General features: G+C 66.4%; 13 protein-coding genes. 6 read left to right on the top strand and 7 right to left on the bottom strand.

What is annotated here, in order from left to right:
• Positions 1 to 71: 71 nt before the first annotated feature.
• Complete coding sequence (locus tag WT60_RS23085; protein ID WP_038755411.1) at positions 72 to 470, bottom strand: hypothetical protein; 399 nt, start codon at positions 468 to 470, stop codon at positions 72 to 74.
• Positions 471 to 626: 156 nt separating this feature from the next.
• Here WT60_RS23085 and WT60_RS23090 point away from each other — a divergent pair, with 156 nt between their 5' ends.
• Positions 627 to 2,153, top strand: a complete 1,527-nt coding sequence (locus WT60_RS23090) for an AMP nucleosidase (protein ID WP_038755393.1) — start codon at positions 627 to 629, stop codon at positions 2,151 to 2,153.
• Positions 2,154 to 2,386: 233 nt separating this feature from the next.
• On the opposite strand, the gene WT60_RS23095 is transcribed toward WT60_RS23090, so the two are convergent.
• Positions 2,387 to 2,671, bottom strand: a complete 285-nt coding sequence (locus tag WT60_RS23095) for a hypothetical protein (RefSeq protein ID WP_059581275.1) — start codon at positions 2,669 to 2,671, stop codon at positions 2,387 to 2,389.
• Positions 2,672 to 3,101: 430 nt separating this feature from the next.
• Complete coding sequence (locus WT60_RS23105; RefSeq protein ID WP_038755390.1) at positions 3,102 to 3,851, bottom strand: TIGR00730 family Rossman fold protein; 750 nt, start codon at positions 3,849 to 3,851, stop codon at positions 3,102 to 3,104.
• A 1-nt stretch (position 3,852) separates the two neighbouring features.
• On the opposite strand from WT60_RS23105, the gene polA reads away from it, so the two are divergent.
• Positions 3,853 to 6,624 (top strand): DNA polymerase I, encoded by a 2,772-nt coding sequence (polA, locus tag WT60_RS23110; RefSeq protein ID WP_060355643.1) that lies wholly within the window; start codon positions 3,853 to 3,855, stop codon positions 6,622 to 6,624.
• 294 nt (positions 6,625 to 6,918) lie between these two features.
• Positions 6,919 to 8,292, top strand: coding sequence for an NAD(P)/FAD-dependent oxidoreductase (locus WT60_RS23115; RefSeq protein ID WP_059671318.1), 1,374 nt, complete (start codon positions 6,919 to 6,921; stop codon positions 8,290 to 8,292).
• A 383-nt stretch (positions 8,293 to 8,675) separates the two neighbouring features.
• Here WT60_RS23115 and WT60_RS23125 read toward each other — a convergent pair whose 3' ends face one another.
• Both WT60_RS23125 and WT60_RS34675 read right to left on the bottom strand, forming a co-directional pair.
• Positions 8,676 to 10,472, bottom strand: coding sequence for a TadG family pilus assembly protein (locus WT60_RS23125; RefSeq protein WP_059671319.1), 1,797 nt, complete (start codon positions 10,470 to 10,472; stop codon positions 8,676 to 8,678).
• Between the two features lie 271 nt (positions 10,473 to 10,743).
• Positions 10,744 to 11,193 (bottom strand): hypothetical protein, encoded by a 450-nt coding sequence (locus WT60_RS34675; protein WP_059576443.1) that lies wholly within the window; start codon positions 11,191 to 11,193, stop codon positions 10,744 to 10,746.
• Between the two features lie 48 nt (positions 11,194 to 11,241).
• On the opposite strand from WT60_RS34675, the gene WT60_RS23135 reads away from it, so the two are divergent.
• Positions 11,242 to 12,117 (top strand): dienelactone hydrolase family protein, encoded by an 876-nt coding sequence (locus WT60_RS23135; RefSeq protein WP_038743363.1) that lies wholly within the window; start codon positions 11,242 to 11,244, stop codon positions 12,115 to 12,117.
• Between the two features lie 52 nt (positions 12,118 to 12,169).
• On the opposite strand, the gene WT60_RS23140 is transcribed toward WT60_RS23135, so the two are convergent.
• Both WT60_RS23140 and WT60_RS23145 read right to left on the bottom strand, forming a co-directional pair.
• Entirely contained in the window at positions 12,170 to 13,039 is an 870-nt protein-coding gene (locus WT60_RS23140) for a sulfurtransferase (RefSeq protein ID WP_038743365.1), read from the bottom strand.
• Positions 13,040 to 13,186: 147 nt separating this feature from the next.
• Positions 13,187 to 14,293 carry an aromatic ring-hydroxylating dioxygenase subunit alpha gene (locus WT60_RS23145; RefSeq protein WP_060355644.1) on the bottom strand — a complete coding sequence of 369 codons (1,107 nt, stop codon included), beginning with the start codon at positions 14,291 to 14,293 and terminating at the stop codon, positions 13,187 to 13,189.
• Between the two features lie 269 nt (positions 14,294 to 14,562).
• On the opposite strand from WT60_RS23145, the gene WT60_RS23150 reads away from it, so the two are divergent.
• Both WT60_RS23150 and WT60_RS23155 read left to right on the top strand, forming a co-directional pair.
• Positions 14,563 to 14,856 carry an exodeoxyribonuclease VII small subunit gene (locus WT60_RS23150; protein WP_059576440.1) on the top strand — a complete coding sequence of 98 codons (294 nt, stop codon included), beginning with the start codon at positions 14,563 to 14,565 and terminating at the stop codon, positions 14,854 to 14,856.
• Positions 14,853 to 15,737, top strand: coding sequence for a farnesyl diphosphate synthase (locus WT60_RS23155; RefSeq protein WP_059576436.1), 885 nt, complete (start codon positions 14,853 to 14,855; stop codon positions 15,735 to 15,737). Before WT60_RS23150 ends, WT60_RS23155 begins: the two co-directional genes overlap by 4 nt.
• The last annotated feature ends 38 nt before the right edge of the window (positions 15,738 to 15,775 follow it).

Genomic DNA, 15,775 nt, shown 5'->3' on the forward strand with positions numbered 1-15,775 from the left:
GTGCCGGCGGCGCGCCGGTGTCGCAAAAAGGGCGGAAGAGGAGCCGGCGCCGCGGGGCGCCGGCGGTGGCGTCAGTAGTGCAAGTTGACCGACGGCAGGCGCGTGATCGGCACGCCCGCGTCGTGCGGACGCGGAGACGTGTCGGGCGACGCGCTCATCTGATATCGGGTGCCGAAATTCGATTTCACGTTGATCTCGACCGGCTTGCCGCGATCGCGGTATTCGGTGACTTCGGTGCCGTTCTTGCTTTTTTCGTGAAAGCTCGGCGTGCGTCGCACGTCGTTGAAATCGACCTTCGACGTCACTTCGGCGCCCGGGCGGTTGATCTGCGCGAGATCGGGCAGCCCGGCCGCCTCGTTGGCCGCGGCCTGGGCCTTTGCGTCGGCGGCCGCTTGAGCGGCGTCGGCGGCGTAGGCGGGGCCGCCGAGAGCGAGTGCCGTCAGGGCGGCGGCGAAAAGGAGCGGCTTCATCGTGTTTCTCCCAGTGAACCATTGGATTTTAGCAAATACCGGCGTCGTGCCGATGCCGTTCGTCGATGCGCGGCCGGCCTTGCCGCCGCGAAGGGCATCGGCCGCGCGCGCAGGTTCCGTGGTAATGTCAAAGCGATCTTGAAGAGGCATTGCTACATGAAGAACGATCCCAATCGCCGTTCCCGGATGCACATGCCGGGCAGTCCGTCCGTCGAAGCGTTCGATGACCCGATCGCCGCCGTCGCGCGGCTCTCCGAGATCTACGAGACGAACACCGCGTTCCTGCGAGACGCGTTTGCGCGCTACCGCCGCAACGACTCGTTCGACGAGCGCGTGCGCGCATGCTATCCGTTCGTGCGCATCCGCACCGACGTCAACACGCACGTCGATTCGCGCCGCTCGTACGGCTTCGTCGCGGGCCCGGGCGTGTTCGAGACGACCGTCACGCGCCCGGATCTGTTCGCGAGCTACTACCGCGAGCAACTGCGCCTGCTCGCGAAGAACCATCATGTGCGGATCGAAGTGGGCGTGTCGACGCAGCCGATTCCGGTTCACTTCGCGTTTTCCGAAGGAATCCATCTCGAAGGCGAGCTCGACCGCGACCGCCTCGTCGCGATGCGCGACGTGTTCGATACGCCGGATCTCACTTACCTCGACGACCGGATCGTCAACGGCACGTACGAGCCCGCGCCGGGCGAGCCGCACCCGCTCGCGCTCTTCACGGCCGCGCGCGTCGATTTCTCGCTGCATCGGCTGCGCCACTACACGGCGACGCTGCCGACGCATTTCCAGAACTACGTGCTCTACACGAACTACCAGTTCTACATCGACGAATTCGTGAAGCTCGGCCGCGCGATGATGTCGGAGAGCGACGATCCGCAAGTGCGTGCGTACCGCAGCGAATACACGGCGTTCGTCGAGCCGGGCGACGTGATCACGTACAACGCGAACCTCGGCGACGAGGCGACCGAAGGCACGCCGCCGCCGCGCGGGCCGCAGATGCCCGCATATCACCTGAAGCGCGCGGACGGCAGCGGGATCACGATGATCAACATCGGCGTGGGGCCGTCGAACGCGAAGACGATCACCGATCACATCGCGGTGCTGCGTCCGCACGCATGGGTGATGCTCGGCCACTGCGCGGGGCTGCGCAACACGCAGCGCCTCGGCGATTACGTGCTCGCGCACGGTTACGTCCGCGAGGATCACGTGCTCGACGCCGATCTGCCGCTGTGGGTGCCGATCCCGGCGCTCGCCGAGGTGCAGGTCGCGCTCGAGCGCGCGGTCGCGCAGGTCACGCAGCTCGAAGGCGTCGAGCTCAAGCGCGTGATGCGCACGGGCACCGTCGCGAGCGTCGACAACCGCAACTGGGAATTGCGCGATCATCGCGAGCCGGTGCAGCGGCTGTCGCAGAGCCGCGCGATCGCGCTCGACATGGAAAGCGCGACGATCGCCGCGAACGGCTTCCGCTTCCGCGTGCCGTACGGGACGCTCTTGTGTGTGTCGGACAAACCGCTGCACGGCGAGCTGAAGCTGCCTGGGATGGCCGATCAGTTCTATCGCGCGCAGGTCGATCAGCATTTGCAGATCGGCGTGAAGGCGATGGAGATTCTTCGCACGAACGGGCTCGACCGGTTGCATAGCCGCAAGCTGCGCAGCTTTGCGGAAGTGGCGTTTCAGTAACGCGCCACGGCGGCGGCGCGGGGCTGCGGCGATCGCACGAAACACGACGAGGCCGCCCATGATCGATTCATGGACGGCCTCGTCGGGAACATAGTCAGCCTAACTGAAACAGCCCGATCGGTTCGCACCGATCGGGCTGTTTCGTTTCGCATCGGCGGGCTGCGTCGACGGCGGCCGCCGATGGTCTTCGCGCGGCGGCGTCGCGCCGCGCGGCGCGATTCAGGCGCGGCGCATCAGCACTCGCCCTTCTTCGCGTGCCCCGGCGGGCAGAAGCCGCGGTGACGGTGATGCTCTTCCCACTCGCGGCGCTCCCAATAGCGGTGGCCGTCCCAGTAGCGGTCGCCGTGCCAGCCGACGACGACGACGGGCGCGGGGGCGACAATGACGGGCGCGGGTGCCGGCGCGACCACGACGGGCGCGGGCGTGCCGATGTTGACGTCGACGTTTACGGCGTGCGCCGCGCCGGACAGCGCGATGCCGATACCGGTCAATGCAAAGGCGATCAACGAGCGTTTCATGTTTTTTTCCTCACGAGTTGAGACGAGCGTCCGTTCCGACGTGTGCGGGCTTCGAGCCCCGAACCCGCCGCGTCCGTTCCGACGGACACGCTGCAGGACGAAGTGTGGCGGCGTGGCGGATTAATTGGCGTGTGGATTTGTAACGGTGCGTTCGCGCACGGTTCGCGTGGCTGGATGCGGCTAGAGCGTCGCTTGACAATTCGATTGACGCACGCGTCGATCCACGGCGCGTCGCGCGCCGAATTTGACATTTACCCTGCGGTCCGCGAAATGAGCGGTTACGAAGTGCGCGGCGTGCCGCGTTCCGCTCGCCGGTTTTCGATCGCGGCAACGCACAAGAAAAAACGGGCGGGCGCCTGATCGGCCCCGCCCGTGCGCGTGTGGCGATGCGCGCCGCGCGCGCCGCAACGGCATGCGGCGCGCGCGTTCGTCACAGATAGAACATCCGGTCCTCTTCCGGCCGCGGCGGGTGCGCCTCCTCGGCCTCCTCGCCGCGATCCTCGTAGAACGCGAGCACCGCTTCGAGCACCTGATCCGGATCGTCGATCACCTTCATCAGGTTCATGTCGTCCGGATTGATGAGGCCCATCGGGATCATCTGGTCGCGGAACCATTGCAGCAGGCCGCTCCAGAATTCGCTGCCGACGAGCACGATTGGCACGAGGCGCGATTTCTTCGTCTGAATCAGCGTGAGCACTTCGGACAGCTCATCGAGCGTGCCGAAGCCGCCCGGCATCACGATCACCGCGTCCGAGTTCTTCACGAACGTGACCTTGCGCGTGAAGAAGTGGCGGAAGCGCAGCGAGATGTCCTGGAAGTGGTTGCCGGCCTGCTCGTGCGGCAGCTCGATGTTCAGGCCGACGGACGGCGCCTTGCCCGCGTGCGCGCCCTTGTTCGCCGCTTCCATGATGCCCGGGCCGCCGCCGGAGATCACGGCGAAGCCCGCGTCGGACAGCTTGCGCGCGATCTGCACGGCGAGCTTGTAGTGCGGCGAATCCGGCTTCAGACGCGCGGAACCATAGATGCTGACGGCAGGGCGGATCTCGGACAGGTACTCGGTCGCCTCGATAAACTCTGCCATAATCGTGAACATCTGCCACGAAGCGCGGGCCTTCTTCGCCGTCGCGCGTTCTTGATCTGCGAGCGAACGCAGACTCGGAATCACTTTTCTCTTATTCATAATGCCTGAAGAACGAAATCTGGAAGGTAAGACCCTGCTATTGGTTGATGGTTCAAGCTATCTGTATCGGGCTTACCATGCGATGCCTGATTTGCGCGGCCCTGGCGGGGAGCCGACCGGAGCGCTCTACGGAATCATCAATATGCTGCGCCGCATGCGCAAGGATGTCAGTGCAGAGTATAGCGCGTGCGTGTTCGACGCAAAGGGCAAAACCTTCCGCGATGATCTGTACGCCGAATACAAGGCGCACCGCCCGCCGATGCCGCCCGATCTCGCGCTGCAGATCGAGCCGATCCACGCGGCGGTGCGTGCGCTCGGCTGGCCGCTCCTGATGATCGAGGGCGTCGAGGCCGACGACGTGATCGGCACGCTCGCCAAGCAGGCCGAGCGGCGCGGGATGCAGGTGATCGTGTCGACGGGCGACAAGGATCTCGCGCAACTCGTCACCGATCGCGTCACGCTGATCAACACGATGACGAACGAGGCGCTCGATCGCGACGGCGTGCTCGCGAAATTCGGCGTGCCGCCGGAACTGATCGTCGATTACCTGTCGCTGATCGGCGACACCGTCGACAACGTGCCGGGCGTCGAGAAGTGCGGCCCGAAGACGGCCGTCAAATGGCTGACGCAGTACGGCTCGCTCGACGGCGTCGTCGAGCACGCGGGCGAGATCAAGGGCGTCGTCGGCGACAACCTGCGCCGCGCGACGGATTTCCTGCCGCTCGCGCGCAAGCTCGTGACGGTCGAGACCGCATGCGGTCTCGCGCCGCACGTCGAATCGATCGAGACGTCGCTCGCGACCGGAGGCGAAGGCCGCGAAGCGCTGCGCGACATCTTCGCGACTTACGGCTTCAAGACCTGGCTGCGCGAGCTCGACAGCGAGCCCGCCGCAAACGGCGCGGGCGCGGCGGCGGGCGCGGTGCAGGACCCGGCGGGCGGCGCGACGGCCGAGCTGCCGCTCGCCGCCGCGCGCGACTATGCGACCGTGCAGACATGGGAGCAGTTCGACGCGTGGCTCGCGAAAATCTCGGCCGCCGGGCTGACCGCATTCGATACCGAGACGACTTCGCTCGATCCGATGCTCGCGCAGATCGTCGGCCTGTCGTTCTCGGTGGAGCCGGGGCAGGCCGTGTACGTGCCGCTCGCGCATCGCGGGCCGGATCTGCCCGCCCAGTTGCCGCGCGACGACGTGCTCGCGAAACTGAAGCCGTGGCTCGAGGATGCAGGCAAGAAAAAGCTCGGCCAGCATCTGAAGTACGACGCGCAGGTGCTCGCGAATTACGGGATCGCGCTGAACGGCATCGAGCACGACACGCTGCTCGAATCGTACGTGCTCGAATCGCACCGCACGCACGACATGGACAGCCTCGCGCTGCGCCATCTCGGCGTGAAGACGATCAAGTACGAGGACGTCGCGGGCAAGGGCGCGCAGCAGATCGGCTTCGACGAAGTGCCGCTCGACAAGGCGTCCGAGTACGCGGCCGAGGACGCGGACGTCACGCTGCAACTGCATCACGCGCTGTATCCGCAGATCGCGCGCGAGCCGGGGCTTGCGCGCGTGTATCGCGACATCGAGATGCCGGTGTCGCTCGTGCTGCGCAAGATGGAGCGCACGGGCGTGCTGATCGACAGCGACCGGCTGAGCCGGCAGAGCAGCGAGATCGCGACGCGGCTCGTCGAGCTCGAGCAGGGCGCGTATGCGCTCGCGGGCGGCGAATTCAATCTCGGCTCGCCGAAGCAGATCGGCCAGATCTTCTTCGAGCGGCTGCAACTGCCCGTCGTCAAGAAAACGCCGAGCGGTGCGCCGTCGACCGACGAAGAGGTGCTGCAGAAACTCGCGGAAGACTATCCGCTGCCGAAGCTGCTGCTCGAGCATCGCGGCCTATCGAAGCTGAAGTCGACCTACACCGACAAGCTGCCGCGGATGGTCAATCCGAACACGGGCCGCGTGCATACGAATTACGCGCAGGCGGTGGCGGTCACGGGGCGGCTCGCGTCGAACGATCCGAACCTGCAGAACATCCCGGTGCGCACGCCCGAAGGGCGGCGCATCCGCGAGGCGTTCATCGCGGCGCCGGGCTGCAAGATCGTGTCGGCCGACTATTCGCAGATCGAGTTGCGCATCATGGCGCACATCTCGGAGGACGATTCGCTGCTGCGCGCGTTCGCGCAAGGCGAGGACATCCATCGCGCGACCGCGGCCGAGGTGTTCGGCGTGACGCCGCTCGAAGTGACGTCCGATCAGCGGCGCATCGCGAAGGTGATCAACTTCGGCCTGATCTATGGGATGAGCTCGTTCGGCCTCGCATCGAACCTCGGCATCACGCGCGACGCGGCGAAGCTCTACATCGACCGCTACTTCCTTCGCTATCCGGGCGTCGCGCGCTACATGGAAGAGACGCGCGCGCGCGCGAAGGAGAAGGGCTACGTCGAAACCGTGTTCGGCCGCCGCCTGTGGCTGCCCGAGATCAACGGCGGCAACGGCCCGCGCCGTCAGGCCGCCGAGCGCGCGGCGATCAACGCGCCGATGCAGGGCACGGCCGCCGACCTGATCAAGCTGTCGATGATCGCGGTCGACGATTGGCTCGAGCGCGGCGGCTTCGGCGCGCGGATGATCATGCAGGTGCACGACGAACTCGTGCTCGAGGTGCCGGAGAGCGAACTGTCGGTCGTGCGCGAGAAGCTGCCCGAGATGATGTGCGGCGTCGCGAAGCTGAAGGTGCCGCTCGTCGCCGAAGTCGGCGTCGGCGAGAACTGGGAAGAGGCGCACTGACGCGCGGCGCTCGCGTCGCGGGTATGCGCCGTGCATCGCGCACGGTGCGTACCGTTTCCATCGTGCCGCCCACGGTTTCCTTCGCGCCCGATTCGTTTTGAGCGCTTGCGGCCGTCACACAAACTCCGTGACAATGCAGACACAGGCGCCGCCGCATTCGTGCCGCACGGATGCGCGACGCCGAGGCGCTCGCGTGCCTGAAGTGTCCGAACTAGTTAGGATGTCGATTGGCGGCGAATGCAGTCGCGCTCGCCGCCTTGACCGCAAGCAGTCTCGAATCGTAAGGGGAATCGGATGCATCGTTTCATCATCGTCGGCGGCGGCGCGGGCGGACTCGAACTGGCGACCCGCCTCGGGGACCGCTATGGCGCGCGCGGCAACCGGCCCGCGCGCGCGCTCGTGACGCTCGTCGATCGTTACCCGACCCATATCTGGAAGCCCCTGCTGCACGAAGTGGCGGCGGGCAGCATGGACCCGTTCACGCAGGAGCTCGAATACGCGGCGCAGGCGCGCTGGCACGGCTTCGAATTCCATCAGGGCGAGCTGATCGCGCTCGACCGCGCGTCGCGGCGCGTGACGCTCGCGCCCGTTGCCGACAATGACGGCGCCGAGCTGCTGCCGCAGCGCGAGCTTGAGTACGACACGCTCGTCATCGCGATTGGCAGCACGACGCATTATTTCGGTGTGCAGGGCGCGCAGGAGCATTCGATCGCGCTCGATACGGTCGCGGAGGCAGAGCGGTTCCGCAAGCGCCTGATCGCGGCATGCATGCGCGCCGAGCACCAGCCCGCCGAGCCCGTCGCGCAAACCGTTTCCGCGACGGATTCCGCGGACCCGGCAGATCCGGTGGACGCGGGCGCGCCGCGCATCCAGGTCGCGATCGTCGGCGGCGGCGCGACGGGCGTCGAGCTGTCGGCGGAACTGCGCAACACCGCGCAGGTGTTGTCCGCGTATGGGCTGCATAAGCTCGATCCGCGGCACGACGTCGGCATCGTGCTGATCGAATCGGGGCCGCGCATCCTGCCGGCGTTGCAGGAGCGCGTGTCGACGGCGACCGCCGAACTGCTCGAGAAGCTTGGCGTGCGCCTGATGCTCGGCGAGCGCGTGACCGAAGTCGCGCCGGGCGTCGTACGCACCGCGAGCGGCAAGAGCGTGCGGGCGGACTTGACGGTGTGGGCGGCGGGCATCAAGGCGCCGTCGGTGCTCGCGAAGCTCGACGGCCTCGAGGTGAACAAGCTCGGTCAACTGACCGTGCGCCGCACACTTCAAACCGAGACCGATCCGAACGTGTTCGCGCTTGGCGACTGCGCGGGTTGCGTGTGGCCGGGGCACGACCGCAACGTGCCGCCGCGCGCGCAGGCCGCGCACCAGCAGGCGAGCTTCATGCTGCGCGCGCTCGGTTGCCGGCTCGAGGGCCGGCCGCTGCCGGAATTCACTTATCGCGATTTCGGCTCGCTCGTGTCGCTCGGGCACTTCAGCGCGGTCGGCAATCTGATGGGCGGGTTGATCGGCGGCAATATGTTGATCGAAGGGCTCTTTGCGCGCTTCATGTACATGTCGCTGTATCGGCTGCATGTCGCGGCGCTGCACGGCTACCCGCGGATGGTGCTCGACACGATCGCGCATTGGCTGCGGCGCTCGACGCTGCCGCGCGTGAAGTTGCACTAGCGGAGCGAGGCTGCGAGCGGCGGCGTGGCGAGAGGATGCTGACGCCTGCCGCTAGTCGTTCGACGTTCGACGTTCGACGTTCGACGTTCGACGTTCGACGTTCGACGTTCGACGTTCGACGTTCGACGTTCGACGTTCGACGTTCGACGTTCGACGTTCGACGTTCGACGTTCGACGTTCGACGTTCGACGTTCGACGTTCGACGTTCGACGTTCGACGTTCGACGTTCGACGTTCGACGCGTGCGTGACCCCCGATCGGCATGTTTGGTTCAAAGCGATTGCAAGCCGTGGAGTCGCTCCGACGCGCGCCCGCCGTCACGTCACTCGATCGCCGCGCGAATCCACCCGTACGCCGCGCTCCTCTTCACTCGCACTCGCATCGTCAATACACGAGCTGCGACACGCCGCAAGTCAGCGACATGTCGTGGATCGTGCTTTCGCCGATCTGCACGCCGAGCAACTGCAGGAGCGGCACGACCGCGGCGTCGAGCCCCGACAGCATCGGCGGCAGCACGCCGCCCAGGAACGAGTTGAGATCGGTCTGAATCGGGCCGAGCGGCAGGCTGACGCCGAGCAGCGTGATCTGCGTCTGTTGCAGCGAGGTGCCGAGGCCCGACAGCGCATTGCCGAGCACGCTGCCGACGCCGTTCGAGTTCGTGCTCTGATAGCCGCCTGTCGTGCCGTAGAACGTGAGCGGCGGCGCGCTGCCCGCGGGCACGTCGGCCGGTAACGACGCGAGCGCCTTGATCGTCACGAGGTTCGCGACGTTGACGAGCGTCGCGGGTGTCGAGCAGGTGAAAGGCAGCGATGCGGACAGATTGGCCGGCGTGTCGCCGATGCACAGGTTCGCGAGGCCCGTCTGCACGCCGATGGCCGATGCGCAGGTTGAAGGCGAGGACGTGCAGCTCGCCGACTGGAGCCACGCCTGCCCCGGCGCGATCTGCATCGACAGCGGCAGGTTCACCTGCACCGGCACGAGCGCGCCGAGGGTGCCGAGCGGCAGGTTCGCGGTGCCGAGACCGATGTTCAGATAGAGCCGCACCTGTGCCGTGCGCGCGATCGTACGCCATGTCTTCGTGACGGGATCGATGCCCGCTTCGCCGATGCCGAGCACGGGCGGCTGGATGATCTGCACTTGCAGAGTCGCATTCAGCCCGCCGATGTTGAGCCCGTTCGCCAGCGAGAACGCGTTCTGGCCGGTGGCGATCTCGGCCGCGACGAACAGCGCGTCGAACGGGCTGAACGTTGCGTCGAGCGCGGCCTGCGGGTCGGACAGGCCGATCGAGAAGATGCCGGGCGAATTCGCGGTGCCGCCGATCGTGAAAGTCTGTCCACCCGCGATGTTCGCGCTGACGATCGTCTGCAATGCGCCGAGGCTCGTCTGCAGGTTCGCATTCGCAACCGAGGTTTGCGACAGCGCGGTTAACATCCAGCTGGCGAGTTGAGGGACGCTCGTCTGCGTGTTCAGCAGCGCGTTCACGGTGCCGACGTTCGCGGCGGCCATCAGGTCCTTGATCTTGATCCGCGAATTCGCGAGCCCCTGATACGACAGCACCGACAGATTCAGATTCGTACCGAGCAGCCCGTTGAGCAGCGCGTTCACGACGCCGCCTTGGAGTTGCGCGAGCGTCGTGCCGATCGAGTAGGTGCCGACATTGGTCGCCTGCGCGGTGCTGATTGCCGTAACCGTGCGCTGCGAGCCGAGAAAGTAGTACGGCACGCTGCGCGTGACCGTTACCTGAACCGCATTGAGCTGTGCGTCTGCGCCCGTGGCCGTGCCCGACGCCGAGCCCGCGAAGAAGCTCGGCCCCGCGTTGTCCTTCACGTCCCATCGGCCGCAGACGACCGTCATCGATTGTCCCGACGCGGTGCTGTCGAAGCCGTTGCCGAGCGCCGCCGATTGCGCCGTTGCGGTGGGTTTCGCGCAGCCGTCGTCCATCGTCTGGGCGGCCGCGAGCGCGGCCATGTCGGCGCTGCTTTGCAGCGCGCGGCGCTGATAGAACAGATTGCCGAGATCGACCGCGCCGAGCGCGGCGATCACGACGCCGATCGCGATCGCCGCGATGACGGCGAGCGAGCCGCGCTCGCGGGTGGGCGAACGTCGCGGGCGGCGCGGCCGATTCGGCTCGCGACGGTTGGAAAGATCACCGGTGGTCGGGCGGCGTGTCGGCTTGTTCATTCCAACCTCGTCGTGCTTCGTCGGCGTTGCGTATTCTGATGCGCCGATGCGAGATCGATCGGCATCGGACGTTCGTTGTCGCCGACGACGCTCCCGGGCCATATGAATCGCGCGATATTCGCGCGTGCGGGCGTTTTCCATTCCGCCGAGATCGTTGGCGGGAGCGTCGTCGGCTGCGCGCAGGGCGCGCCAGCGAATCATGCGGGCAATCGTGCTTGTTTTGCAATCCGATGTTTTCCCGAAATGCGTGTGTCGACGGTGACTTATCTCGTTATAAAAGGAGAAAAGAAATGTGTGGATAGGAATCCGTATGAATGTGAATGAGAAATTGCAAGTGCGATTCGACCATCGCCGCGGCGTGAACGTGGCGATGCGCAACGCTTGCGTTGCGCGCGCGTCGCGACGGCCGATCGTTCGTGTCGCGCTCGTGCGTCGCGCGGCGTTCGAGGGCGTTGGCAGTTTGCGGATGCGCGCGTGCGTCGTCCGTCGCCGAGCTGCATCTCGACGCGGCATACCGGAATCGCAGGAAAAGGCGATTCGGCGGCGGCGCGCGATTATCCGCTCGCGAACGCGCGGCCGGCGCGGCGATCGCTTTAACTTCTGACAAAAGGTTGACGCCTTTCCGTATGGCGGGCATCGTGTGCGGGTTCCGCTTCGGCGGGGCGGGCGGCGACGCCCGGCGCGGCTGCGTCGCGCGCGGGCCGCCGCGGTTCGAATTCATGTCGCCGCCGCGTGTGCCGCGCGACCACGAGAGGAGAGGAGCGCATCCATGTTGAAACCCGAAGTCGACAGCCTAGTTCCGCACGTTCCGTTCAGCCGTCGCACGTTCGTCAAGGCGGCGCTCGGCGGCACCTTCGCCGCCGCCGTGCTGCCCGTGTCCGCGCAGACGATCACGACCGACAGCGCCGGCCTCGACGTCGATACCGTCGAGATCCGCTCGGGCGATTCGAGCGTGCCCGCCTATCGCGCGCAACCGGCCGGCAAGAGCAACTTGCCCGTGATCGTCGTGATCCATGAGATTTTCGGCGTGCACGCGCACATCGCCGACATCTGCCGACGCTTCGCGAAACTCGGCTATCTGGCGATCGCGCCGGATCTGTTCGCGCGGCAGGGCGATCCGTCGAAGTATCCGTCGATCCAGGCGGTGCTCGAGCAGGTGGTCGGCAAGGTGCCGGATCGCCAGGTGAGCGAGGACCTCGACGCGACGCTCGCGTGGGCGGGAAAGAACGGGGGCGATCTATCGCGGCTCGGCGTGACGGGTTTCTGCTGGGGCGGCCGGCAGGCGTGGCTGTTCGCCGAGCACAACCCGCACGTGCGCGCGGCGGTCGCGTGGTACGGCAGGGTGGTCGGCGAGACGAGCGAGATGACGCCGTTCAACCCGGTCGATCATGCGGCGCAGTTGAAGGCGCCGACGCTCGGGCTGTACGGCGGCAAGGACGACAGCATTCCGCAGAGCTCGCTCGCGCAAATGCGCACGCGTCTCGCGGCGGCCGGCACGAAGGCGGCGCGCGAATCGGAAATCGTCGTGTATCCGGACGCGGGCCACGCGTTCTTTGCCGACTATCGTCCGAGTTACGTGAAGGCGGATGCCGACGACGGCTGGAAGCGCGCCGTCGCCTGGTTCCGGGATCACGGCGTGATGTGACGCCGCCGCGCGCCGCCGCCGCATTCGAGCGGCGGCGCGCGTGCCGTGTCGCTTACGGATTCGCGCCGGTCGCGACAGGGCGGGACGGATCGGCGCTCCACTCGCTCCACGAGCCCGCATAAAGCGCCGGGTCGTGCAGGCCGGCGATCTCCATCGCGAGCGCATTGTGGCATGCGGTGACGCCGGAGCCGCATTGCAGGATCACCTTGTTCGACGGCGTCGAGCCGAGCAGCGGATTGAAGGCCTCGCGCAGTTCGTGGCCGCTCTTGAAGCGGCCGTCCGCCGTCAGGTTGTCCTTGAAGAAGCGATTGAGCGCGCCGGGGATGTGCCCGCCGACGCGATCGATCGTTTCGTTCTCGCCGCGATAGCGGTCGGCGGCGCGCGCGTCGATCACGAGGCGGTCTTTCGTCGAGAGATTCGCGAGCACTGCCTGCGCGTCGACGACCGTCGCGAGCGGCGCGGCCGCGCGGAAATCGCCCGTCGATCGTTGCGGCGTGTCCTGCGACACCGCGTGGCCCGCCGATTGCCACGCTTGCAGGCCGCCGTCGAGCACCGCGACGGAATCGTGGCCGAGCCAGCGCAGCAGCCACCACAGGCGCGCCGCGTACATGCTGCCTTGCGCGTCGTATGCGACGACCTGCTGATTCTGCCTGAGCCCGTGCGCCTTCAGCGTGTCGACGAGCGCATCGCGCGCGGGCAGCGGGTGACGGCCGTTCGTGCCGGTTTTCGCGCCGGACAGGTCGCGGTCGAGATGCAGATAGTGCGCGCCGGGAATGTGGCCGGCCGCGTACGCTTGCTCGCCCAGGTCGGTATCGGCGAGATCGAAGCGGCAATCGAATACGAGCACGCTGCCCGGCGCGGCCGCGATGCGTTCGGCGAGATTGTCGGCCGAGATGAGCGTGGTGTAGTGAGTGTGTGGCATGACGCCTCCCTTGGAGATACGGGCCAGATGCTCTAAGTCTAAACAAAAAAAGACGGGCCGCAGCCCGTCTTTTCCGTGCCGGCCCGGCGCGAGGCCGGATCGAGCGAGGTTTCGGCGAATGTCGCGCGCGGCGTTTCGAGCTCCCGCTCAGATCGCGTCGAGCTGCCGGCGCAGGAACTCGTGGAAGTGCTGCATGCCGTCTTCCATCGGGCTCTGATACGGGCCGACCTGCGATTCGCCGCGCTCCATCAGCGCGCGGCGGCCCGCGTCCATGCGCAGCGCGATCTCGTCGTCCTCGATCGCGGTTTCCATGTAAGCGGCGCGCTCCGCCTCGACGAACTCGCGCTCGAACAGCGCGATTTCCTCGGGATAATAGAATTCGACGATGTTCGTCGTTTTCTGCGGGCCGCGCGGAATCAGCCACGACACGACGAGCACGTGCGGATACCACTCGATCATGAGGCCCGGATAGTAGACCATCCAGATCGCGCCGAACTCCGGCGGCACGCCGTTGCGATAGCGGAGAACCTGATCGTGCCACTTCTGGTACGTCGGGCTGCCCGGCTTCGCGAGCGCATTGTGCACGCCGACCGTCTGCACGCTGTACCAGTCGCCGAACTCCCACTTCAGGTCGTCGCACGATACGAAGCTGCCGAGACCCGGATGGAACGGGACGACGTGATAGTCCTCGAGGTAGACCTCGATGAAGGTCTTCCAGTTGTAATTGCACTCGTGGATTTCGACGTGATCGAACATGTAGTCCGAGAAATCGAAGTGGTGCTTCGTGCCGAGCGTCGCGAGGTCGTGCGCGACGTCGCGGCCCTCGGCTTCGAACAGCAGGCCCTGCCAGTTCTGTAACGGCGTCGCGTGCAGATTCAGACAGGGCTTGTCCGGAAAATGCGGCGCGCCGAGCAGTTGGCCCTCGAGATCGTAGGTCCAGCGATGCAGCGGGCAGACGATGTTCTGCGTGTGCCCGCGACCGTTCAGCATGATCGCCTGGCGGTGGCGGCACACGTTCGAGAGCAGCTCGACCTGCGAAGCCTGGTTGCGAACCAGCACGCGGCCTTCGTTCTCGGAGGGCAGCGCAAAATAGTCTCCCGCTTCGGGCACCATCAATTCGTGCCCGACGTAGCGAGGTCCTTTCTTGAAAAGTGTTTCGATTTCGCGCGCAAGGAGCGCCTCATCGAAATAAGCGGTGACGGGAAGTTGGCTGTGTGCCGACTTCAATTGCAGTGCGTCGCTCAGATTGGACATTCCCACTCCCGGTGAAAGCGTGAAAGCAGTGAACAACCCAACCATCGAAAATTCGATTTAGGGGAACCGGCGATTATACCCGGATCAACTTTCTTGGGGTGATATAAGTGACTGATTTGTGTCAAATTTTTCCCGGAATTCGGACGCACTTCGTGCGATTTGCACACGCGGCGCGCGGCGATCGGGCCCTGCGAAGCCAAGTCAGCAGGTCGGAAAATTTGCTTTTGCCGTAGAATGTCCGACTTGTTTTGAATTTTGACACCCCGTCCATGGCGAAAACCGCAACCCCAGGCGCGTCCGCGTCCGACCCCGGTTCCGGGCCGCTGCCTGAAAACTACGAGATGGCGCTCGCGGAACTGGAGGCGCTCGTCGCCCGAATGGAGGGCGGGACGCTGAGCCTCGAGGATTCGCTTGCGGCGTATCGCCGCGGCGCAGCGCTCGTTGCGTTTTGCCAACAACAATTGGAAAAAGCGGAGCAGCAGGTGCGCGTGCTCGACGGCGCCACGCTCAAGCCGCTTTCCGCCGGAACGGCCGCCGCGGACGGCGAAGACGACGATCTATGACATTCGACCAATGGATGCGCTCGGTGCTCGAGCGCGTCGAGACGGCCCTGGGCCATTACTTGCCGGCCGAGACTGCGGCGCCCGCGCAACTGCACGAAGCGATGCGCTATGCGGTGCTCGGGGGCGGCAAACGGGTGCGTCCGCTGCTGTGCCATGCGGCGGGCGAGCTCACGGGTGCGTCCGAGGCGGCGCTGAACGCCGCCGCGGCGGCGCTCGAGATGATTCACGTGTATTCGCTCGTGCACGATGATATGCCGTGCATGGACGACGACGCGCTGCGTCGCGGCAAGCCGACCGTCCACGTCAAGTACGACGAGGCCACCGCGCTGCTCGTCGGCGACGCGCTGCAGTCGCAGGCCTTCGTCGCGCTGACGGACGCCGCCGCGCTGCCGGCCGGCAGGCAGGCCGCGCTCGTGCGCGAGCTCGCGCTCGCGAGCGGCTCGATCGGCATGGCGGGCGGCCAGGCGATCGATCTCGCGAGCGTCGGCCACGCGCTGTCGCGCGACGCGCTCGAGACGATGCACCGAATGAAGACGGGCGCGCTGTTGCGCGCGTCGGTGCGAATGGGCGCGCTCGCGGGCGAGGCGCCGTCCGAAGACGGGATGCGCGCGCTCGATGCCTACGCGGCCGCCGTCGGCCTCGCGTTCCAGGTGGTGGACGACATTCTCGACGTCACCACCGATTCCGCGACGCTTGGCAAGACGGCCGGCAAGGACGCGGCGAACGACAAGCCGACCTACGTGTCGATCATCGGCCTCGACGCGTCGCGCGCGCTTGCCGCGCAACTGCGCGCCGATGCGCACGCCGCGCTTGAGCCGTTCGGCGCGCGCGCGCAGCGCCTGGCCGAACTGGCGGACCTGGTGGTGAACCGGGTCAGCTGACGCGAAAGCCCGCCGCCGCGCCCACGCTACGGGTGGTG

This window comes from Burkholderia sp. MSMB617WGS (assembly GCF_001532025.2).
Classification (GTDB): domain Bacteria; phylum Pseudomonadota; class Gammaproteobacteria; order Burkholderiales; family Burkholderiaceae; genus Burkholderia; species Burkholderia savannae.